The 21,668-nt window shown below is 69.1% G+C and carries 20 protein-coding genes; 11 read left to right on the top strand and 9 right to left on the bottom strand.

Annotation, left to right across the window (positions count from 1 at the left end; translation table 11 throughout):
• Positions 1-75 precede the first annotated feature (75 nt).
• The 5 genes from AC1DS6_RS01100 to AC1DS6_RS01080 all read right to left on the bottom strand — a co-directional run bounded on the left by AC1DS6_RS01100 (position 76) and on the right by AC1DS6_RS01080 (position 6,124).
• The gene (locus tag AC1DS6_RS01100) at positions 76-2,268 is read right to left on the bottom strand and encodes an oxidoreductase (RefSeq protein ID WP_477101750.1); all 2,193 of its coding nucleotides are present in this window, start codon (positions 2,266-2,268) and stop codon (positions 76-78) included.
• A 117-nt stretch (positions 2,269-2,385) separates the two neighbouring features.
• Positions 2,386-3,429, bottom strand: coding sequence for a heme-dependent oxidative N-demethylase family protein (locus AC1DS6_RS01095; protein ID WP_477101749.1), 1,044 nt, complete (start codon positions 3,427-3,429; stop codon positions 2,386-2,388).
• An 8-nt stretch (positions 3,430-3,437) separates the two neighbouring features.
• A complete protein-coding gene (locus tag AC1DS6_RS01090; RefSeq protein WP_477101748.1) occupies positions 3,438-4,400 on the bottom strand; it encodes a PDR/VanB family oxidoreductase in 963 nt (320 codons plus the stop codon).
• A complete protein-coding gene (locus AC1DS6_RS01085; protein WP_441631284.1) occupies positions 4,397-4,954 on the bottom strand; it encodes a dimethylamine monooxygenase subunit DmmA family protein in 558 nt (185 codons plus the stop codon). The genes AC1DS6_RS01090 and AC1DS6_RS01085 overlap by 4 nt, the downstream gene beginning before the upstream one ends.
• Positions 4,955-5,008: 54 nt before the next feature.
• Entirely contained in the window at positions 5,009-6,124 is a 1,116-nt protein-coding gene (locus AC1DS6_RS01080; RefSeq protein ID WP_441631282.1) for an aminomethyl transferase family protein, read from the bottom strand.
• Between the two features lie 186 nt (positions 6,125-6,310).
• Here AC1DS6_RS01080 and AC1DS6_RS01075 point away from each other — a divergent pair, with 186 nt between their 5' ends.
• The 6 genes from AC1DS6_RS01075 to AC1DS6_RS01050 all read left to right on the top strand — a co-directional run bounded on the left by AC1DS6_RS01075 (position 6,311) and on the right by AC1DS6_RS01050 (position 13,586).
• Positions 6,311-8,356, top strand: a complete 2,046-nt coding sequence (locus AC1DS6_RS01075) for a sigma-54-dependent Fis family transcriptional regulator (protein WP_477101747.1) — start codon at positions 6,311-6,313, stop codon at positions 8,354-8,356.
• 131 nt (positions 8,357-8,487) lie between these two features.
• Positions 8,488-9,567 (top strand): beta-ribofuranosylaminobenzene 5'-phosphate synthase family protein, encoded by a 1,080-nt coding sequence (locus AC1DS6_RS01070; protein WP_477101746.1) that lies wholly within the window; start codon positions 8,488-8,490, stop codon positions 9,565-9,567.
• A 170-nt stretch (positions 9,568-9,737) separates the two neighbouring features.
• The gene (locus tag AC1DS6_RS01065; protein ID WP_441631674.1) at positions 9,738-10,643 is read left to right on the top strand and encodes an NAD(P)-dependent methylenetetrahydromethanopterin dehydrogenase; all 906 of its coding nucleotides are present in this window, start codon (positions 9,738-9,740) and stop codon (positions 10,641-10,643) included.
• A 39-nt stretch (positions 10,644-10,682) separates the two neighbouring features.
• Entirely contained in the window at positions 10,683-11,696 is a 1,014-nt protein-coding gene (mch, locus tag AC1DS6_RS01060) for a methenyltetrahydromethanopterin cyclohydrolase (protein WP_441631672.1), read from the top strand.
• 1 nt (position 11,697) lies between these two features.
• Positions 11,698-12,672, top strand: a complete 975-nt coding sequence (locus AC1DS6_RS01055) for an ATP-grasp domain-containing protein (protein ID WP_441631670.1) — start codon at positions 11,698-11,700, stop codon at positions 12,670-12,672.
• Positions 12,669-13,586 carry a triphosphoribosyl-dephospho-CoA synthase gene (locus AC1DS6_RS01050; RefSeq protein ID WP_477101745.1) on the top strand — a complete coding sequence of 306 codons (918 nt, stop codon included), beginning with the start codon at positions 12,669-12,671 and terminating at the stop codon, positions 13,584-13,586. The genes AC1DS6_RS01055 and AC1DS6_RS01050 overlap by 4 nt, the downstream gene beginning before the upstream one ends.
• A 49-nt stretch (positions 13,587-13,635) precedes the next feature.
• Here the strand turns inward: AC1DS6_RS01050 and AC1DS6_RS01045 are convergent, their stop codons facing one another.
• The gene (locus AC1DS6_RS01045; protein WP_477101773.1) at positions 13,636-14,046 is read right to left on the bottom strand and encodes a dihydroneopterin aldolase; all 411 of its coding nucleotides are present in this window, start codon (positions 14,044-14,046) and stop codon (positions 13,636-13,638) included.
• Positions 14,047-14,536: 490 nt separating this feature from the next.
• Here AC1DS6_RS01045 and AC1DS6_RS01040 point away from each other — a divergent pair, with 490 nt between their 5' ends.
• The 4 genes from AC1DS6_RS01040 to AC1DS6_RS01025 are packed head-to-tail and all read left to right on the top strand — an operon-like array spanning position 14,537 to position 17,811.
• Positions 14,537-15,109, top strand: coding sequence for a flavoprotein (locus tag AC1DS6_RS01040; RefSeq protein ID WP_441631682.1), 573 nt, complete (start codon positions 14,537-14,539; stop codon positions 15,107-15,109).
• A complete protein-coding gene (locus AC1DS6_RS01035; RefSeq protein ID WP_477101744.1) occupies positions 15,088-16,473 on the top strand; it encodes a DUF6513 domain-containing protein in 1,386 nt (461 codons plus the stop codon). Before AC1DS6_RS01040 ends, AC1DS6_RS01035 begins: the two co-directional genes overlap by 22 nt.
• Before the next feature lie 13 nt (positions 16,474-16,486).
• Positions 16,487-17,110 (top strand): DUF447 domain-containing protein, encoded by a 624-nt coding sequence (locus AC1DS6_RS01030; RefSeq protein WP_477101743.1) that lies wholly within the window; start codon positions 16,487-16,489, stop codon positions 17,108-17,110.
• The gene (locus AC1DS6_RS01025; protein WP_441631662.1) at positions 17,107-17,811 is read left to right on the top strand and encodes a (5-formylfuran-3-yl)methyl phosphate synthase; all 705 of its coding nucleotides are present in this window, start codon (positions 17,107-17,109) and stop codon (positions 17,809-17,811) included. Before AC1DS6_RS01030 ends, AC1DS6_RS01025 begins: the two co-directional genes overlap by 4 nt.
• Positions 17,812-17,813: 2 nt before the next feature.
• Here the strand turns inward: AC1DS6_RS01025 and AC1DS6_RS01020 are convergent, their stop codons facing one another.
• The 3 genes from AC1DS6_RS01020 to AC1DS6_RS01010 are packed head-to-tail and all read right to left on the bottom strand — an operon-like array spanning position 17,814 to position 20,515.
• Entirely contained in the window at positions 17,814-18,410 is a 597-nt protein-coding gene (locus tag AC1DS6_RS01020; protein WP_441631661.1) for an amino acid kinase family protein, read from the bottom strand.
• A 37-nt stretch (positions 18,411-18,447) separates the two neighbouring features.
• Positions 18,448-19,530: a hydantoinase/oxoprolinase family protein gene (locus AC1DS6_RS01015; protein WP_441631659.1), complete on the bottom strand. Its 1,083-nt coding sequence runs from the start codon at positions 19,528-19,530 to the stop codon at positions 18,448-18,450.
• Entirely contained in the window at positions 19,520-20,515 is a 996-nt protein-coding gene (locus AC1DS6_RS01010) for an ATP-grasp domain-containing protein (RefSeq protein WP_441631657.1), read from the bottom strand. The genes AC1DS6_RS01015 and AC1DS6_RS01010 overlap by 11 nt, the downstream gene beginning before the upstream one ends.
• A gap of 9 nt (positions 20,516-20,524) precedes the next feature.
• On the opposite strand from AC1DS6_RS01010, the gene AC1DS6_RS01005 reads away from it, so the two are divergent.
• Entirely contained in the window at positions 20,525-21,253 is a 729-nt protein-coding gene (locus tag AC1DS6_RS01005; protein WP_441631655.1) for a HisA/HisF-related TIM barrel protein, read from the top strand.
• Positions 21,254-21,668: the final 415 nt, after the last annotated feature.

The raw sequence follows: 21,668 nt of genomic DNA, 5'->3' as shown, positions 1-21,668 counted from the left end.
CGGCTTCCGTCTGTGTGGATGCGGGGGCGCGAAGCGTCCGGCGGGAACGGCCTGCGTGGCCGTTCCCTGCCCGGATCAGATCTTGTAGATGATCTCGAACGTGCCTTCCTTCTTGTGCGGCACGCCCCAGACCGGCACCTCGCGGCGGTAAGGCAGCGGGATCTGCGCGTCCGCCTCCTCGATCTCGCGGGCCAGGCGCTGGCCGCCGAAGGTGGCATCCGCGATCAGCCGCGGCGCTTCCGCATCGCCGATCAGGTACACGCCCTTGATGCCGACGCTTTCCCAGCGGTCCTCCGCCGCTTTCAACTGGCGGTGCAGCGTATCGTTGGAGCGGCGGCCGGTCACCAGCACCAGCGAGTCGAACTCCAGCCAGCGATGGCTCTTGTTCTCGTCGCGCGGCGACTTGCCGGGGCCGCGGTAGGTACGACGCGATCCGTCGCCCCAGATGTTGTAGATCTCCAGCCGGCCCGGCTCGATGCGGCTGCAGAAATGGTCGCCCATCTCCTTGACCTTGAGCTCGTGCAGGCGCCGCATCATGTTGGGATATTCCAGCGTAAAGTGCATGTAATTGGCCAGGTGCACGCCGCTGACAATGGTCACCTCATGCCCGGCCGTGGCCAGCTTCTCGGCCAGGCTCGGCGCCATGAAGTAGGTGTCGGCGTTGAGGATCACCACCCGCTTGCCGATCGCCTTCTTACCGGCGATCACCTGCTCCGGCGTCAACTGGTCGTCGCGCGAGGCGTCCGCGCCCGGGATCGGGTCGTGGGTCAGGCAGTTGGTGCCGTCGGTGACCCAGTGCGAGCCGGTGGCGATCACCACCTTCTCGGCGCCGTATTCCAGGATGGCGTTGGCCGTCAGCGCCTTCTGCCCCAGCGCAAGCTGGCTCTGCTTGTTCTTCTTCAGCAGCTTGTTGATCTGGGTTTCGCGGTAGTCGCGGTGATAGCCCCACTCGCCCAGGCCAGGCAGCGTGATGATCTGGTTCAGGTGGCCGCCGATCTTCTCGGCCTGGTCCACCAGGTGGACCGTATGGCCGCGCTCCATCAGCACGCGCGCGCATTCCGAACCGGCCGGGCCGGCGCCGACCACCAGCACCGCGTCGTCGGACTTCTTCCTGGCAAACCTCTCCGGGTGCCAGCCGCGGCGGTATTCCTCGCCGGCGGTGGCGTTCTGCGTGCAGATCATCGGCGGGCCGCCGATTTCCCAGCGCGAGATGCAGACGTTGCAGCCGATGCAGACGCGGATGTCATCGATGCGCCCTTCCTCGATCTTCTTCGGCAGGAACGGATCGGCAATCGACGGACGCGCCGCGCCGATAATGTCGGCGATGCCCTTGGTCACGATCTCGGTCATCTTCTCGGGATCGGTAAAGCGCCCCACGCCCAGCACGGGCTTTTTCGACACCTGCTTGATAAAGCGCGTCCAGGGGATCTGGTGGCCTTGCAGGTTGAAGCGCGAGGGGCCGGCGTCCTCGCCCCACTCGGCGATATCCCCCACATCCACGTCCCACAGGTCCAGCAGCGAATCCGCCATCTCGACGAACTTCATGCCGTCCTGCTCCACCTCGATGCCCGCGCAGCCGTACAGCGAGTCCACCGCGAAGCGCGTGGCGATGGCGCAGTCGTCGCCCACGGCGCGGCGCACCTTCTCCAGCGTCTCCAGCCAGAAGCGGGCACGGTTCTCCAGCGAGCCGCCGTACTTGTCGGTGCGCTTGTTGTAGTACGGCGAGAGGAACTGCAGCGGCAAGTAGGAGTGCGCGCCATACACGTAGACGATATCGAAACCCGCGTCACGGGCCCGGTAGGCGGCGTCGACGTAGTACTGCTGCACCTGCGCGATATCGCGCAGATCCATCTCCTTGCAGTAGGTCAGCGTTTCGAATTCCGACGCGTACTGGCTCGGGCCGCGCGGCGTGGCCCGGCTTTCCATGCAGGGCGCGTGCGCGCCGCCATACCACATCTCGATGCCGGCCAGCGCGCCGTACTTATGCACCTCGTCGGTCATCGCGCGCAGGTTACGCACGTCGCCCTCGTCCCAGATCCGCGCCGACAGCCGGTGCGTGTCGTCGGACTCCGGATGGATGGAGCAGTATTCCGTATTCAGCGCGGCCCAGCCCCCTTCGGCCTTCAGCGAACGGTGCGCGGCCTGGAAGCCGGGCAGCGTGGACCCGGCGCCGATGCAATGAGGCACCTGGTAGAACCGGTTGCGCAATGTCTTGGGACCGATCTGGATCGGTTCGAACAGGATGTCGTAGCGTGGGTCGCGGGCCATTTTTTGTCTCCAGCCGGTTTGTAAGGCGATCGCGCAAGGCGTCGCAAGCAGTGCGGAGCGCGCTGGCTCCGCATTGAATCTTCTGTGGGTGCCGATCTTGTTGTGTCCTCGCCGCGCTTACCCCGGGGCGGTACCCGCGTCGAGGGTGCGGCCGTCGTCGTGCCGCGCCAGCCAGTCGATCGCGGCCTGCCGGTAGCGCGTGATGCCTTTGTAGTCGACCAGTTCGTCCGGCAGCGTGCGCAGCACGCGGTGCAGGCGCGCCGCCCACCTGGGGACCGTGGCCAGTTCCTGCAAGCTGATCAGGTAGCAACGCACGCCAAAGCCGATGGCATTGCTGCGGGGCAGCCGGAACAGCGTCTGCAGTTCCACCCGCAGGTGCACCAGTTCGCCCGCGGTCTCGCGAGTGACCGAGGCCCGGTCCGCGCCCCACTCCGGATAGCGCTCCGGCGAGGTGTCCAGGCGCGGGTGAATGGTCATGGTCCAGTTCAGCCGGCGCACCGGCGCGCCTGCGCGCAGGTGCAGCAGATACTTCAAGGCGCGGTCGAAGATGCCCAGTTCGTGCGCCAGCGGCACGGGTCCGTGCCACTCGCTGAAACTCATGCCGAGATCGAAATCCAACGACCAGTCGGCCTGCGTGGTGACCATGCCGGCGTCCATGAACAGGTTGTCCTGGCGTTGATCCATCAACACCCAGTCACCCTGGTTCTGGCGGGCAATGTATTCCAGCGGCGGATACGGCAACGTCGCGGCGTCGCCAAAGACAAAGTCCTGGCGCAGGCCCAGCAGGCGGTTCTCCCAGGTCCAGCGCGTACCGTCGCGCCGCAGCGTGAAGTGCGCGGGATAGCTGGCCGCCAGCGACTCCATCATCAGCTCCAGCGTGTCCCACTCCGCCTGCATCATGTGCGGCAAGGCCATGCAGCGGCCCGGGTCCTGCGCAAGCACCAGGGCCCGTTCGCGGCATTCGCCGATGTAGTGCTCGTCGACGTCGAAGGGATGTTCGGTCACGCTGCCGGCCGGGCCGGCAGCATGCGGTTCGATGTTGACCGAGTACATGTACCGGTCTTCGTGGAACGGAAACGGAAAGCGCTGGATCGCGGCCGGGCTGTTGGCATAAGCAAAGTTGCCGCGGAAAGTCTCGTCTTGCTTGAACGTGGTGTGCATCGCGCCTCCTAGATCGCCAGCACCAGGCGCTGGCAGTTCGCCCGGGAGACGCAGGGCATCAGCTTGCGGCCGCTTGCCCTTTCCTCGATGGAAAGATAGTGATCGTGGTGGACCAGTTCCCCGTCGTTCTCCAGCACCTCCAGCTCACACTGGCCGCAGGCGCCGCCGCGGCACAGGTAGGACGCCTTGACGCCGGCCGCCTCGATCGCTTCGAGCAGGCTGGTCTCCGCGCCTACCTGGACGGTGATGCCGCTGCGCGCGAGCACTGCCTCGAATGGCGCGCCCGCCGGTGGAGCCAGGAACTGCTCCCAGTGCACGTGGCTGTCCGGCCATCCCGCCGCGCGTGCCGCCTGGCGCACCGCCTCGATCATGCCGGCGGGGCCGCAGACATAAACATCGGTGCCTAGCGGCTGGCCTGCCAGCACTTTGGCGAAGTGCAGCGGCTGGCCGGCGTCCTCCACATAGAGATGCAGCCGCTCGCCCGCCAGCCGAAGCAGCTCGGTGGCAAAGCCGGCGTGTTCCTGGCTGCGCACGGCGTAGTGCAGTTCGTACGGCGTTCCCAGCCGCTGCAATTCCGGCAACTGCGAGAAGAACGGCGTGATGCCGATGCCGCCGGCAATCAGGATGTGTTTCCGGCGCGTCTTGAGCAGCGGGAAGAGATTGACCGGGGCGCGCACGCGCAGGAGCGAGCCTTCCTTCACGTGCTCATGCATGAAACGCGAACCGCCCCGCCCTTCGTCGACGCGGCGCACGCCGATCTGGTACTGGCGGGTTTCCCACGGCGAACTCATCAGGGAATACGGGTTGCGGTGCAGGCGGTCCTCGCCCTGCATCTCGACCACGATATGGCTGCCCCCCGAGAAGGCGGGAAGATCTTCCCCATTGGCGTGGCACAGCGTGAAGCGTTTGACCAGCGGCGTCACCGCCTCGATCCGCGTCACGCGTACCGGTATGCTTTCTTGCGGTTTCATGCTGCCCCCGGCGTTTCCGCGTCGGCCATCACGCCCATGAAGGCGGCAAGCCGGCGGGAATAGTGATCGCGCACCAGCAGCTTGCGGCCGCAGCCCGCGCAGGGCGCGATGCCGCCGGACACGGCTGCGTTGCAGGTGCGGCAATGTACGCAGTAGACCCGCCGCGCGCCGGGCGCCACGCATTCGCATTGCATCTCGGCGGAATCCAGGCCATGCAGTTCCGCCACCCGGCTCACCTCGGCGAGGAAATCCTCGTCGCCGGCGGCGTAGAAGCGCAGGCCCATCGGCAACGAGGCCAGGGCATCGCCCAGTTGCTCGAGCAGCGCTGCGGTGGACGCTGCGACCGTCACATCGGCGCTGCTTGCCCGCACCGCCTGCGTGAGGTCGGCGCCCGCCTCGGCCGCGTACAGCACCTTGCACGCCCTGGCCGCGCCGGCCAGGCGACGCAGCGCGTCGCCACCCGCGCCCCGGGCCACGGCCAGGTGCACCTTGCCGCTGCCGTCGAACTGCAGCGGGCGGTACAGCGGCATGCTCTTGATGCCTGTCACCAGCATGGCAAGCTCCTGCGTGGTTGCGTGGTTGCGGTGCGTAAATGCGCGGATGCCGGGTCAGGCCGCCTTGACCTGGGTGCGCAGGCGCTGCGGGTCGTAGAACGGCGTCTTGGTTACCGTGCCCGTATGCGCGCCGTTGCTGTCGCGGATCTCAACCTTGGTGCCAAGCGCCTTGTAGCCGGACTGCAGGTGCACGAGCGCCAGCGATTGCATCAGGTAGCGGCTGAAGGTGGCGCTGGTCACCACGCCCACCGCCTTGCCGTCCACGAAGATCTTCGATCCGGCTTCCACCGCGCGGTCATGCCTTACCGCCACGCCGGCCTGGAAGAAGCGCTCCTTGCCGCGCGCGTTCAGCAGCGCCGCCTTGCCCACGTAGTCGCCCGCCTTGTCGGTGTCGATGGCCCAGCCGAGATTGACTTCCCACGGCGTGGTATCGCCTTCCGGCATGTCGAAGGGGAAGAACAGCAAGGCTGCCTCGATGCGGGCGAGTTCGAGCGAATCCCAGGAGCAGGGAATCAGCCCCTGCGGCTTGCCCGCCTCCAGGATGGCGTCCCACAGATCGACGGCGTCCGCCGCGGCGCAGGCGATCTCGAAACCTTCCTCACCCGAGTAGCCGCCCCGGGAAACAATGATCTTGCGGCCGAACAGCGTGGTCTCGCGATGCGCGAAATACGGCAGGGAGGCCAGCTCGATGCCGATATGCGGCTTGAGGATGGCGGCGGCGCGCGGCCCTTGCAGGGACAGCATATGCACGTCAAAGTCTTGCTCCCACTTCACGTCGCGGCCTTTCGAGAGCGCGGCAAGCTGGCGTTGCGTATTGCCGCTGCCGTGCGACAGGCGGTACTGGTTCGGCGCGTCGCAGATCACCATCAGGTCGTCGCTGACGGCGCCGTTCTCATCGACGGCGGCAGCCAGCCGCGCCGTACCCGGCTGCAGGCGATGCACATCGATCGGTACCATCTTGTCGATGACGGCGGCGGCATCCGGTCCGGATACCTTGACGATATTCAGGCCGCTGATGTCATAGAGGCCCGCGGCGGTACGCACCGCCACCACCTCGTCCTGCGGATCGCGCCGGTAGCGCCAGGGGATCGGCATATCGTTCCACGTATCGCCGTCCAGGGTGGAGCCGAGTTCGCGATGCCGAACGTTCAGGATGGATTCTCTGGTCATGTGCAGTCTCCGCAGGGTGTCTGGATTTTTGCGGAGTATGGCGAGCTACCCCCCCTCCCAACAATTTCCACTTGGCACTACCTCCTTGGTAGTAGCTGCGGGCGGTGCCTAAGAGGTATTGCCACGGCAGGCCCCGGTCCGCAGACTCCAGGGCACGGAAGTACGCCAGCGCAGGAGGAGAAACACATGACGGCCTTGACCTTGACCCAGCTCCCCGTTCCGGCCGCGGGCACCCATGGCCAGCGCATCGCGCGCGCCGTCGCCTCCCCGCAATCGGCAACGGATGCCAGTGCCGCGGTGGTGCGCTCATGGACCCGCTGCCTGGGCGAATACGGGCTCGATCCGGAACGGCGTCCCGTCCCGCCGGTGCTTTGCGCCAGCGAATTGCGCGAGCGCGGCGAGCGCTTCGGCGACCTGGCCGACTGCGCGCGGCTGGAGATGACCACGCTCTACCAGCAACTCGCCGACCCCGATATGGCGGTGATGCTGACCGATGCCGATGGCGTGGTCATGCATCTGGTGGCCGCCGACCCGTTCGCGCGCGAGATCGCCCCGGAAGGCTTGCGCGTCGGCGCGATCTGGAGCGAGCGCGAAGCCGGCACCAATGGTATGGGCACCTGCCTGGCGGAAGCCGGCGCGGTGGCGATACGCCAGCATGAGCATTTCTTCCAGCGCTATACCGGCCTCACCTGCTCGGCGGCGCCGATCTTCGACGAGAACGGCGTGCTGGCGGCGGTGCTCGACGTCACCAGCCGCTCGCCCCTGCTGTGGCAGCAACACTCCCCGGTGCTGGTCGGCATGTCGTGCCGCCATATCGAGAACCGCCTGTTCGATGCCCGCTTCCGGCACGCATATCCGATCCGCTTCCACAGCCAGCCGGAACTGGTCTACACCGCCGGCGAAGGCAAGCTCGCGGTCGACGCCGACGGCGTGGTGCTCGCCGCCAACCGCAGCGCCCTGCTCCAGCTCGGCTTCCCTTCGATGCAGGCATTGCGCGGCAAGCGCATCGACACGCTGTTCATGAGCTCGCTCGACGAGCTGGTGGCACGTAGCGCGCGCCAGTCTTTTCATCCGGTGCCGGTCTACCTCGCGCAAGCATCGGATCGTTTCTTCATGGTCGCGCAGCAGCCGCCGCAGGACTGCCTGCCCCGGCCCGGTCGCCTCGCGGCACGCGGCACGCCGGCGCAGCAGACTGCCGCGCCCAGGCCAGCGCGCGCGGGCCTGGCCTGCGGCGACCCGCGCATGGACGCGCAAGTCCAGCTGGCCACGCGCGTCATCGCGCGCAATGTGCCCGTCCTGCTCCATGGCGAAACCGGCACGGGCAAGGACGTCTTCGCCAATGCGCTGCATACGGCAAGCCCGGCGGCGCAAGGCGCGTTCGTAGCCATCAATTGCGCGTCCCTGCCGGAATCGCTGATCGAGAGCGAACTGTTCGGCTACCGCGCGGGCGCCTTTACCGGCGCTCAGCGCGAAGGCCGGCGCGGCAAGATCCTCCAGGCCGACGGCGGCACGCTCTTCCTCGACGAGATCGGCGATATGCCGATGGCCTTGCAGGCACGCCTGCTGCGCGTGCTGGAAGAGCGCCGGGTGACACCGCTCGGGTCCGAGACCTCGGCCCGGGTGGATTTCCAGCTGATCAGCGCCAGCCATCGCAACCTCGCCGAACTGGTCCACGACGGGCGCTTTCGCGAGGACCTGTTCTACCGGCTAAGCGGCGTCGAACTGCGGCTGCCGCCCTTGCGCGAACGCGCCGACCGGCTGGCCCTGATCCACGCCATCCTGGCCGAGGAAGCCGGCCCGCAGGAAACGCCGCCCACGCTCGCACCCGATGCCGAGCAGGCGCTGATGCGCTACGACTGGCCCGGCAACCTGCGGCAGCTACGCTACGTGCTGCGCACCGCCGTAGCCCTGTGCGACGGCACGCGGCTGACCAGCCGGCAACTTCCTCCGGAAGTCGTGCAAGGCGCGCAACGTGCCGCACGCCGCGGTCGGGGAGCCGACGCAGGGGCCGAAGCAAGCAAGCCCGCGCAGGAGAGCCTGCCGCCCTTCAACGCCATCCAGCTGAACGAGCGCAAGACCATCCTGGACCTGCTGGAGACGCATCGCTGGAATGTCAGCACCGTCGCCCGCACGCTGCGGGTCAGCCGCAACACGCTGTACCGCAAGATGCACCAGCTCTGCATCGAGATCGCGCGGGAGGCGGCTGCGTCGCGGCATGAGGCCGGGGCCTGAGCGCGCGCCGCTTGCGCCATGACACGCTCTCACCCCACCGTGCCGCGCCCCGCCGGTTGCGGTCCGGCGGCGCAGCGGTATGCCGCCAGATAGATCAGGCAGACAAAGCGATTCGCGAAAGGCCCTCATCCATGCAAACGCTCGAAAAGCCCGGCCACGACATTCATGGCATCAGCCCGTCCGGCGCGGTCCGGATTCACGCCACCGGGCGCCTGCACCTGGGCTTTCTCGACCCGGGCGCATCGCTCGGGCGGCGCTTCGGCAGTCTCGGCTTGTCGATCGGCGGCCCGGCGACCATCCTCGACCTCGGCCCGGCCGCGCAAGACCGGGTCGCCGCGGCGGACTACGCCGCGCGCCAGGAAGTGCCGCGCGTCTTGGCCTGGCTGGAGCGGCTCAAGCAAGCCAGCGGCATCCAGCGCCCGCTCGCGGTCCGGCTGCATGAGGTACTGCCGGCGCATGCGGGCTTCGGCTCGGGTACCCAACTGGCGCTGGCCCTGGGCCGGGCATTTTCCGAGCTGCACGGCCTGCCGTGGTCGGGCGCCGACATCGCCCGCCTGCTGGACCGTGGCGGCCGCTCCGGCGTGGGCATCGCCGCATTCGAGCGCGGCGGGCTGCTGGTGGACAGCGGCCCGCGTGGCGCGGGCAGCGTGCCGCCGCTGGCGGCGCGATTCGATTTCCCGGCCGATTGGCGCATCGTACTGCTGCTCGACACCAGCCGCACCGGCCTGCACGGCGCGGCGGAGAAGCAAGCCATGCAAGGGCTGCCGCCCTTTCCGCAAGCGCTGTCCGCCGATCTCTGCCACCGCGTGCTGATGCAGATCCTGCCTGCCGCCGCCGAGCAGGACTTCGCGCCCTTCGCCGAGGGCGTCAATCACCTGCAGCAGGTCATCGGCAACTACTTCGCGCCGGCGCAGGGCGGCGTGTATAGCAGCCCGGCGGTCGGCCACGTGCTGGACCGGATCACGCGGCAAGTCGGCGCCGGCCCTGCCGCCGTCGGACAAAGCTCTTGGGGGCCGACCGGCTTCGCCATCGTGCCTTCGCAGGCCGCTGCCGAACAGGCGGTGGCAGACGCCCGCGCGGCCGGACTGCTGGGGCCCTTCCTGGAAGCACGCATCGTCACGGGAGCCAATCGCGGCGCGCAGGTCGTGCCATCGGCGCGGCATGAAGCGGGTATCTCAAAGCCGGCGGCTTGTTGCAATGCGGCGGCGTAACGAGCGCAACGAGCGCCCGCCCTCTCCCGTATGCGGCGCCTTCTTTGCCTGCTTTCCTGGCGAGACAAGAAAGCAGGTCGCCGCCCCGCGGGGGTGGTGAAACTGCCTTTGACTTCAGGCCTTTGAAGTTGAAGTTGAAGTTGAGCACCTCAGACCACGGAGCCCCCAAAATGGCACGCCCCTGCATCCTGCATATGTTCACCCCCACCCGGCAAGCCAGCCCCTTCGACGTCAACATGGCCATCGACGCCGGCTACGCGCACGTCATCCCCTACGCCGAAGCCGGCCTCGACAACATCACCGCGCTGACCCAGGACGCCATCTTCTCCCGCGGCCCGAAAGGCGTCGCCAACACCGGCATCTTCATCGGCGGCCGCGACGTGGTGCTGGCGGCGGACATGCTCGACGCGGCCCGCAAGGCCATGGTGCCCCCGTTCGCGGTGTCGGTCTTCGCCGACCCGAGCGGTTCCTACACCACAGCGGCGGCGCTGGTAGCCGCCGTCGAAAGGCAACTGCGCAAAGTGCATCAAACCGACTTCTCCGGCCGCAGGGTACTGGTACTTGGCGGCAGCGGCGCCGTCGGCCGCGTCGCCGGTGCGCTGGCCTCGCAACTCGGCGCGCGCGTCTGGCTATCGAACCGCTCCGGCAGCGAGCAAGCCACCCGCATCAGCCGGGAAACCAACGAACGCTTCAACGCGCAGACCGAAGGCATCCTGATCCGCTCGGCCGACGCGCTGCGGGCTGCACTGGCCGAAGCCGACGTGGTATTCGCCACCGCAAGCGCCGGCGTCCAGGTCGTTGGCGAGGCGGACCGTGCCGCCGCGGGCAAGCTGCTGGTGGCCGCCGACGTCAACGCCGTGCCCCCGGCGGGCATCGCGGGCGTGGACGCCATGGACGACGGCAAGCCCATCGGCACCGGCAAGGCCGTGGGCGTAGGCGCACTCGCCATCGGCAATATCAAGTACCAGGTCCAGCATCGCTTGTTCCTCGCCATGCGCGAAGCCGCCAGGCCGGTCTACCTGGGCTTCCCCGAAGCCATGGCGATGGCGCGCACCGTGGCCGCCGAACTGCCTTGAGCACCAGGCGCTGGTCCCCACCACCGAACCGAGGCACCCATGCCAAGCACAACGAATGCCCACCCTGCCCGCTCACTCAGCGTCAACGCACTCAGCCAGCCGCTCGTCGCCAGCCTGCTCGACCATCGCGCCGAGTGGCGGCTCGCGGTCTCCGAAGGGCCCATGGGCGTGCGCATCGTCGATGCCGGCGTCGAGACGCGCGGCAGCGTCGAGGCTGGCCTGGCCATCGCCGCGATCTGCATGGGCGGGCTGGGCCAGGTGCGGCTGCGGCACGGCGGCGAAGGCTGGCCAACGCACATCGAGGCCAGCAGCGGCCAGCCGGTGCTGGCCTGCCTGGCCAGCCAGTACGCCGGCTGGAGCCTGAGCGCCAGCCAGGAGGAAACCGGCGGCAAGACATTCTTCGCGCTGGGCTCCGGCCCCGCGCGCGCGCTCGCCGGCAAGGAAACGCTGTTCGAGGAACTCGGCTATCGCGACAAGCTCCACGCCGGTGACGGCGGCGCCTGCCTGGTGCTCGAAGTCGACCGCGCGCCGCCGGAGATCGTCATCCGGAAGATCCTGCGGGACTGCGGGCTGCAGCCCGGGCAACTGACCGTGATCCTGACGCCGACGGCAAGCCTGGCGGGCACCACGCAGGTGGTGGGGCGCGTGCTGGAGGTGGCGCTGCATAAGGCGCACGTGCTCGGCTTCCCGCTGGATCGCATCGTCGGCGGCAGCGGTGTCGCGCCACTGCCGCCACCGGGCGCCGATGCCGGCGACGCGATGGGCCGCACCAACGACGCCATCCTGTATGGCGGCAGCGTGCACCTGACGGTCGATGCCGACGACGATGCCGCCCGGGCGCTTGCGCTGGATCTCCCGTCGGCCAGGTCGCGTGACTATGGGCGCCCCTTCGCCGACGTGTTCAGGGAATACGGCTACGACTTCTACCGCATCGACCCGGCCCTGTTCGCCCCCGCCGAAGCATGGGTCAGCAATCTCGCGTCCGGACGGACCTGGCACTCGGGCGGACTGAACATGGCGCTGCTGCGCGCGCAATGGCTGGTGGAGGCCTGAGATGGCCGCCTCCCCTTCGCGCGGGCCGCTGCGCGTCGCCATCATGACCGACGAAACCGGCTGGCATACCGCCAGGCTGAAGCAGGCGCTGCGCGCACGCGCCTGCGAAGGCCGCTGCGTGAACCTGGCCGATTGCCGGATCGACACCACCTGGGCCTGGCACGGGCTGGTGATCCCGGGCTATGGGCGCGGCTTGCCCGACGCCGTGATCGTGCGCGGCCTCGCCTCCGGCAGCTTCGAGCAGGTCACGCTGCGGCTGGGCATCCTGCACGCGCTGCGCGAGCTGGGCGTGCCCGTGTATAACGACGCGCGCGCTATCGAGCGCAGCGTGGACAAGGGCATGACCAGCTTCCTGCTGCATCTGGCCGGCATTCCCACACCCGCGACCTGGGTGAGCGAATCCGCGCCGCAGGCGCAGCGCACGGTGATGCGCGAGAGCGCCGCCGGGCGCGCGCTGGTGCTCAAGCCACTGTTCGGCTCACAGGGCAAGGGGCTGCAGCGCATCGGCACGGTGGACGCGGGCCATGCGCCCGTGCCCCTGCCCGCGCTGGTGGCGTACCGGCAGGTGGCCTATCTGCAGCGTTTCGTGCCCGCTCCGGCCGCGCCGGGCAAGCCCGGCTTCGACTGGCGCGTGCTGGTGATCGGTGGACGGGCGGTGGCCGCCATGCGCCGCGTCAGCCAGGGCTGGATCCACAATGTGGCGCAGGGCGCCCGCTGCGAGCATGCCGAGATCACGCCGGCGCTGGCCGCGCTCGCTGTGCGCGCCACCGAGGCGCTTGGCCTCGACTACGCGGGCGTGGATCTCGTTCCCACCGGAGAAGGGGAAGCCACGGATGGTGCCATGGTCATTGAGGTCAATGGCGTGGCAGCCTGGCATGGACTGCAATCGGTTACGGAAGTCGATATCGCCGGCCTGCTCGTCGACGACCTGCTGGCGCGCAAGCTGCCCGCGGCGCGCCACGGAGCCGTGGCGTGAGGGCGGCGCCGGACAACCGCGTGGCCGGCAATGCGGCCGCGGCCTTCCTGTGGGCATGCACGCTTGACGTAGCGGTGGCGAAGCCGGGCAATGTCAGCATGGATGCGCCGGGGCACGGCATGAGCGCCGGGCTCTTCCTGGACAGCGCGGCGGCGGCGGTGGCACCGCTGACCGACGGCGCGCTCAGGGTCGGCGAACGCATCGAACAGGCAGTCACGCAAACGCAGGCGGTTGCCAGGTGCAATACCAATCTTGGCATCCTGCTGTTATGCGCGCCGCTTGCCACCGCCATGGAAGCCGGGCCTCCGCGCGATGCCAGAACGCTTGGCGAGCGGATCGAGGCGGTGCTGGCGGCCCTGACCGTGGCCGATACCGAGGCCGCCTATCGCGCGATCGCGCACGCCATGCCGGCCGGCCTTGGCACGGCGCCGGAGCAGGACGTGGCCACCAGGCCCACAGTGAACCTGCGCGCCGCCATGCACCTGGCCACCATGCGCGATACCGTGGCGCGCCAGTATGCAAACGGCTACGCCGACCTTTTCACGCTCGGGCTGCCGGTGTTGCGCAGGCACCTGGCCGGGCACGGTGCCTGGCACGAGCGGCTGCACCGGGCGGTGACAGCCGTCTATCTCGCTTTTCTTGCGCGCTTCCCGGATTCGCATATCGCGCGCAAGCATGGGCTGCCGGCGGCAAGGCGCGTGAGCAACCGGGCGCGGCTGTTCCACGGGCGCTTCGAGGCGGGCCAGTCCATCGATCCGGAGGAATTCGCGCAGTGGGACCGGGAGCTGAAAGCCGCCGGCGTCAACCCAGGTACCAGCGCCGACCTGACGGTGGCCTGCGCGATGATCGCGGGTTGCCTCGATCCGCAGATATGCGCCATGCGGATCGATCCGCGCCAGCCCGGAATCAGCTAGCGCGCAGCGGCGTGGCACCGGCCTGTTCCGGCGCCACGCCGGAACATACCTAGACGCTGACGGCGCCGCCCAGCCAGCCGTGCACTCGATCTTGCACGCGCTGCGACGCGTCCCGGCGCCGCTCTATCGCGACCCCCACCGCGCCAACGTCGTCGAATTTCTTCGGTTTGACGACCACGACCCGCACCCAGTGCGCCCCAAAGTCTTCCAGCAGCAATTGCGCCACGCGCTCGGCAAACGCTTCCAGCAACTGCAGCCGGTGCGTGGCCATCAACTCCCGCAACGCGGTGCGGACCTTGCCGTAGTCGATGGTGTCGCCGATCCGGTCGCTGCTGCAGGCGGCGCTTCGCGGCAGCCCGGCGGTCAGGTCGATGCGCAGCGGCTGTGGCGTGCCCAGCTCGCTAGCGTCGATGCCGATGATCGTCTGCCCTTCGAAGCCTTCGATAAAGATCAGGTCCATCGGGCCGGGCGAGGCCGCCGGTGCCGCGCGGGCGGCCATGGATTCCGCCTTCACGCCCGGCAGCGCGCCGAATTCCGCCGCTTCGGCCTGCCACATCATGTCGTCTCGTTTCATCTGCCCTCCTTGCAATGCACTTGCTACTAGCGCGCGGCCGGCGACCACGCTCCGGCGCTGGTCTCGCAAAAAGCAGGCCACACCGACACACCGAGCGGCGCCCCCGTGCCAGCGCGGCCCCGCAGGCGGGCGGCGCGGCGCCGGGCTGTGGGACACACGCACCGGACGGCACAACCTGTCCCGCCGACGGCGCAGTCAGCGCGGCGCAACACGCAGCCAGGGCCTTGCGGATCAAGGCGCAGGCGGCAGGCACGACTCCTGCAATCATTTCAGCCAGATCGATCCCTTAGCGAGCCGCCCGTTGCCCCACCCGCCCGCCTCCCTCCACCTGGACGCCGAACCATTCGCCGCCGTCGACCGCGACGCCCCCGATGCCCTGGCCCGGACCGAGGGCGCGCCACGCTTCGCCTGGGCTATCACCGGCTCCGGCCATTTCCTCGAAGAATGCCTGGCGCTGGCCGCCGCCCTGCCCGACGTGGATCTGTTCCTGTCGCGCGCGGCCGAGGAAGTGCTGGCGATCTACGGCATCCAGTTGAAGGACCTGAAGGCACGCTTCCGGGTTTTCCGCGACAAGACCGCCAGCGCGGCGCCGGTCGGCATGTTCTATGCGCGCCGCTACCACACCGCCATCGTCGCGCCGGCCACCAGCAACACCGTCGCCAAATGCGCCGTGGGCATCTCCGACACGCTGCCGACCAATATCCTCGCGCAGGCGGGCAAGCTCGGCATCCGCGGCATCGTGTACGCGTGCGACACCGAGCCGGTGGTGGTGACCAAAGGGCCGGACGGCTGGCTGAAGCTGCATCCCCGCAATATCGAACTGGAAAACGTGGAACGCCTGCGCCGCATCGACCATTGCGAAGTGGTGTGCTCCATCGGCGAGCTGCGGGGCGCACTCGATCAACGACTCAAGGCACTGTCACTGACATGGAACACATCGTCTTCCTGACCGGCCGCCTGGCGGAAAAAGGCCTGGAACGCATGCTGCGCAGCCTGGAGCCTGCGCCGTTTACCTGGGAGATCCGCGAAATCGGCGTGCAGGTGGCCGCGCTGATGACCGCCGACCTGGTGCGCCGCCGCGTGGCCGCGCCGGTGGTGGCGGACCGCATCATCGTCCCCGGCCGCTGCCGCGGCGACCTGGACGCGCTCTCGCTGCACTACGGCATGCCGGTCGAGCGCGGACCGGAAGAACTCAAGGACCTGCCGCAGTTCTTCAACCGCAAGGCCAAACCGGTCGACCTGTCCCGGCACGATATCGCCATCTTCGCCGAGATCGTCGACGCGCCGCAGCTCGACGTCGAAAGCGTATGCGCGCGGGCGCGCCGGCACCGGGCCGATGGCGCCGACGTGATCGACCTTGGTTGCCTGCCCGCCACGCCGTTCCCGCACCTGGAGGAAACCGTGCGCGCGCTGAAGGCGGACGGCTTCCTGGTCAGCGTGGATTCCATGAACGCGGAAGAACTGGTGCGCGGCGGCAAGGCTGGCGCCGACTACCTGCTCAGCCTGACCCTGGACACCCTGTGGGTGGTGGACGAAGTCGCCTCCACGCCGATCCTGGTGCCGCAGCAGCCGGGCGACGAGGCATCGCTGTACGCGGCGGTCGAAGCCATGGCGCAGCGCGGCCGGGCCTATATCGCCGATGCCATCCTCGACCCCATCCCGTTCGGCCTGCTGGCCTCGCTCGGGCGCTACGAGCGGCTGCGCCAGCGCTTTCCCACCGCGCCCATCATGCTCGGGGTGGGCAACCTGACCGAGCTGACCGAAGCGGACACCGGCGGCATCAACGCCATCCTGATGGGCATTGCGGTGGAGCTGCATGCCTCGGCGATCCTGACCACGCAGGTCAGCGGCCATGCGCGCCGCGCCATCCGCGAGGCGGACGTGGCACGCCGGATGATGTACGCCGCGCGCGAGCAGAACGCCCTGCCCAAAGGCATCACCGACCAGATGATGACGCTGCATGCGCGCGAGCCCTACCCCGACACGCCAGAGGAAATCGCGGAAACCGCCAGCGCGATCCGCGACCCGAACTTCCGCGTGCAGGTGTCCGAGCAAGGGATCCACGCCTACAACCGCGACGGCCACCATGTGGCGGCGGACCCTTTCGCGCTCTTTCCCCGCCTGCAGCTGGAGGCCGACGGCAACCATGCCTTCTACATGGGTGTGGAACTGGCCCGCGCGGAAATCGCCTGGCGCCTGGGCAAGCGCTACGTGCAGGACCAGTCGCTGGACTGGGGCTGTGCCGACGAACGCGAAAAGCAGGACCTGACCGAATGGTGCGCCCCTGGCGCCACCATGAAAAAACGGGCCTGAGGACATGACAACCATGAGCAACGACGTAATCCACGAAGCCGTCGTCACCACCGTCTCGGTGGCCGGTGCGGAGCATATCGCGCCGATGGGCGTGCGCTACCAGGGCAGCGGCATCGTGCTGATGCCGTTCCGTCCCTCCGCCACCTACGACAACATCGTCGGCACCGGTACGGCCGTGGTCAACCTGACCACCGACGTGCGTGTCTTCGCCGGCTGCCTCACCGGCCGGCGCCAGTGGCCCACCGTGCCGGCGGAACGGATCCACGGCGTGCGGCTGGCCAGTGCGCTGAGCCACATTGAACTGCGTCTTGCGCAGGAGAACGGCGACGCAACGCGGCCAGCCCTGCGCATGGAGCGCGTGCACGAAGCCCGCCATGGCGAATTTGCCGGCTTCAACCGCGCGCAGGCAGCGGTCATCGAAGGCGCCGTGCTGGTCAGCCGGCTACATCTGCTGCCGGCCGACAAGATCGCCCGTGAGATGGCCTACCTGCAGATCGCCATCGACAAGACCGCCGGCGCGGCGGAACGCGAAGCATGGCAATGGCTGCTGGACCGCATTGCGGCCTGGCATGCCGGCAGTATCGGCACGCACTCCCCTTGTGCCGCCCCCGAGCCCACCCTGGAGAAAACGCGATGACATCCCTGCTGACCAGCGTACGCAATGTGGAAGAGGCCCTGCAAGCCGCCAGCGCGGGGGCCGAGCTGATCGACCTGAAAGAGCCGAAGGCCGGCGCGCTCGGCGCGCTGCCGGCGGAAACCGTGCTGGAGGTGGTCGGCGCGATGCGCGCGCGCTGGCCCGGGCGCCTGCTGAGCGCGACGATCGGCGACCTGGCGCCGGCCGAGCATGCCGTCATGATGCTGATGGCCAACACCATTGGCAAATGCGGTGTCGATTACGTCAAGGTGGGCGTGGCGCCCGGCGAGCATGCGCGCGCGGCCTTGCGGCGGCTGGCTACCCTGCCGTGGCAGGTGGTGCCGGTGTTCCTGGCGGACCACGGGCTGGACCTGAAGCTGGTTGAGGAGGCCTGCGGGATGGGGTTCCCGGCGGTGATGGCCGATACGGCGGGCAAGCAGGCGGGCAGCCTGTTCGATTGCGTCGATATGGCGGCGCTTGCCGCCATGACAGCGATGGCGCGGCGCCGGGGCGTCAAGGTTGGCCTGGCCGGTTCCCTGCAGCTCGAACATCTGCCCCGGCTGCACACGCTGGCGCCGGACTTTGCCGGCTTCCGTGGCGCGCTGTGCGACGGTGGCCGCGCCGGACGGCTCGATCCACGGAAGGTGGCGGCGTTGCGGGCTGGCTTGCACCCGGCGGTTGCGCTGGAACCGCAGCCGGCCTGAGCCTACCCGCCGCCCGCCGCGCTGGCGCGCAGCAACGCGCGCAGGCGCGGCAGGTCTGCCTTCTGCAGAAGGTCGACCGCAAACGGCGCATCGCGCGTGTAATGGCAAAAGTGCCCATCGACCACCCCGGCGTGCGCATGCTGCGCCAGCGTCATCCCCGCCCCGATCTGGCACGACTTGACCAGCACCAGCCTTTGCGCGCCAAGCCGGCTGGCCAGCCACGCGGCAATGCTGTCGGAAGTCGCGTCCCAGTTCGCCAGCGCATCCCGCTCCTTGCGCAGCAGGCCGTATGGCGCCCATACGGCAACGCCGCCATTGCGCAGCACGGCGTGGATCGCATGTTCGTCGGCGGCCACCGTCAGGGCCGGGCACAGGCCCTGCAGCATCAAGCCGTACTGGACCATGGCCAGCACCGCCATATTGTGGGCAACCAGGTCGTCGAACCCCCATTGCGCCTGGTAATCGCGCACCTCGTCGGCAAAGCCGCCCCCGCCCGGCACCACCACCACGCGCCCGCCGCCGAGCGCGGCCAGCTCCCGCAGCCAGTCCGGCAAGAGCGGATCGCGGCCCAGGCTGCCGCCGATCTTTACGACGTGCACGGGGCCTCCCGCTTCAGCGGGGCGGACGTGGAAATCGCTATCGGCATGCCTGCGCGCCCCCCGTCGCGACCGCCGCTTCCCCGGCCTGCCACAGCAGGACCGCCACGGCAACGCTGGGGGCGCACACGCGCGCCCACTCCGCGTGGGCCGGCGCGATACCGGCGAGGTCTTCGAAGGCCCGATAAGGGCGCCCAAGCCGGCCAGCCAGGTCGCGCGCCAGGAAGTGCCCGCACCCCGCGCCGATCACCGGTGCGCCCGGTGGCAGGCCGGACCGGTCGATGACACGCAGCAGGTTGTCCCCAAGTTCCGCGATCTGTGCCAGCCGCCATTGACGCGCCACTTCCAGCCAGGCCGCCGCGGGCGCGTCACGCGCATCGTGCCCGATCATCCTGGCAAGGCGCTGGTGCGTGGCTTCCGGCGTCTTGGCGCCGCCATCGGCGCTCGGGTGGGGATCGTGCGCTTCGCGCAGTTCGCCGGTGACGCGGTACACGTCGGCGGTGGTGGCGAACAGTTCGTTCATCACGTTATAGCTGGCGCCCTTGAAGGCGATGCGGCGTGCGAGCGCGCACAGCGGCGTGCGCGCCACGCCCTGGTACACCAGTTCGCCGGAAGCGAGCCGGCCGGCATCGTCGCGGCCCTGCGCCGCCACCTCGCCGTCCACGATGGGAATCAGGTCGCTGGTGGTGGTGCCGACATCGACCAGCACGCCGTGGCCGATGCGGGCAGCCGCCATGCGGGCGGTCGCCACCCAGTTGGCCGAAGCGATGTGCCGCCAGTCCGCGGCCACTTGCCGCCGCGTGCGCCAGCCGGCCGCGCCGGCGAAGAAAACGGCGCGCTCGCCGAAGGCGCGCCACATGACGTCCGCCAGCGCTGTCACGCCGGCTTCCCGGTTCTCGAACAGGTCGGCCATTTCGCCGGTCATGGTGACCGCGTGCGCGGCATGCGCGCAATCGGGCCAGCGCGCGCGCGCCTGTGCCAGCACACCGTCCAGCAGTTGCAGGCCCTGCCACAAGGGGCAGGCCCACTGCGCGATATCGACCGCGATGCCGTCCTCCAGGCGCGTTGCCTTGATATTGGCGCCGCCCAGGTCCCAGCCGAAGACAAGCTGCTCAGCGGCCATGGGACGCTCCAATGGTGACCGTCCGCTCCGCCAGGATCTGGTGTCCCGCCAGCATCTCGCAGGCCAGGTTGCGGCCAAGCTCGGCCGACAGGCCTGCATAGGCGCAAGTCACACGCGGGTTCACCTCGATCACCACCGGGCCGCGCCGGGGATGCCAGACCAGGTCGATGCCGACGAAGCCGCGCAAGCCCGGCATGCCGGCCACCACGCATTCGGCCACGTCCGCCAGCCGGCGTCCCGCCTGCCCCTTGCATTCGATCGCATTGATCTCCACGCCATCGTCGTGCACCTGTCCGCTCGCATCGACGCGGATGTGCTGCCGGTTCACGCTCAGCAGTTCGGGCCCGCCCGGGCCGCAGAGCAGCGAGACGCTGATCGGCTCGCCCTCCACCCACGGCTCCAGCACCACCGGCTCGCCGTGCGCGAGGCGCCGCAGCCAGCCTTCATGCGCCGCGCCGAAACCATCGTAGGCGTGCGTCGCCACCGATCCCGCGCCATCATCCGGCTTGACCACCCAGCGTCCGGGCTCGGGGGCGTCCCCTTCGCTCCACGGCCGGGTCGCGGCGATGCCGAGCGCGGCCAGCCGCTGCGCGGTCGCGCGCTTGCTGGTGGCCAGCGCGATCGCGCTGGCATCGCAACCCAGCCAGCGCGCGTCGCCCACCATGTAGTTCAGGCTCAGCAGCACGCCTTCGGATTCCGGCGCGACGACCCAACTGACATCGTGGCAGGCCGCCTGGCGGCGCACGAAATCCGCCGCGTCCTCGCCGGGCATGCGCGCGCAGCAGCTCACCCTGTGCGCGCCATCGCATGCCGGCGGCAACTCGCCGGGCAGCGCCGCGCAGGTAATCGCCACGTCGCCGATGCGCGCGAGATCTGCGATCATGGCGTCACGCATGGCCCGGCCCTGGCGCAGCAGGTGCGGCACCGCGCGGGTGTCCATGGCGCCCGCGCTGATATATTCATAGACGAACACACGCGTCATCATTCCCTCTCCATGCACATCATCCCAGTCATCGATCTTCTTGACGGCCGCGTTGTCCGAGCGGTGCGCGGCCAGCGCGACCAATACCGCCCCATCGTGTCCGGCCTGCATCCGGGCAGCGATCCGGTGGAGATGGCGCGGGCGATGCTCGCGCATTGCGCCAGTGCCACGCTGTATATCGCCGACCTCGACGCACTCACCGGGCGCGCCATCCAGCTCGATGCGCTGCGAGCGCTGTGCCAGGCCTTGCCGGAAATCGAACTCTGGCTGGACGCTGGCTTCGCCAACGCGGCGCAGGCCACCGCGGCGCTGGCTGCGCTGTGCGGCGCCGGTGCGCGGGTGGTGCCGGTGTTCGGCAGCGAAACCCTGTCCGAGCCACCCGCCGCGGCAGGCAGCGCGCCACCCTTCGACGCCTGGCCCGGCGCCGTGCTTTCGCTCGACCGGCGCCATGGCATGCCGCTGGGCAACGCCGCATGGTGGCAAGCCAGCGACGCATGGCCGGCGCAACTGATCGTGATGGCGCTGGACCGCGTCGGCGCGTTCGAGGGGCCGGACCTGGAAACGCTCGCGGCAGTCCGCGCGCAGGCGGGTGCCGGACGCAGGCTGGTCGGCGCCGGCGGCATCCGCCATGGCGCCGATCTCGCCGCCGCCGCGCATGCCGGGGCCAGCGCCTGGCTGGTTGCATCGGCCATTCATGATCTCCGTATCCCGCCGGCTGGCCAGGGAGGACGTTCCTCCTGATCCGCGCGGCGGGCTCCATCAAGCAAACCTACGGTTCATCAGACTTCCGGGCAGGTCAACTGATCGCCGCGTGAAATCTGGCGTAGGTGTGACTCCGCTCTCCCATTTCACGGGAGAGCGGAGCAATCAAGCGCATTGCTTCGGCGTAACTTCCGGCTGGACACATCGCCCACGCTCAAGTCCGGACGAGCAAGCATGCAAGCAGGCATAAACACGTTCCATGCCAGCCCGCCGCGCCGCGCTGGCGCGGCCTGGCGCCGCATGCGCCGCGCGCGGGCGTGACAGGTTGCCCCGCGTACGGAGCACCGGTTGTGTCGTTGCCACCGCGCCTGGCGCATCCTCCAGGCATCGGCTTTTCCCCACCAGGCGCCATGCGCTCGCGGTGGCGGGCGCATGGCAGGCAGGTGGCCAGCCG

Source organism: Cupriavidus sp. 05L310 (assembly GCF_056398185.1).
Note: the sequence above shows the minus strand (reverse complement) of the source record. Positions and strands in the feature narration are given on the sequence as shown.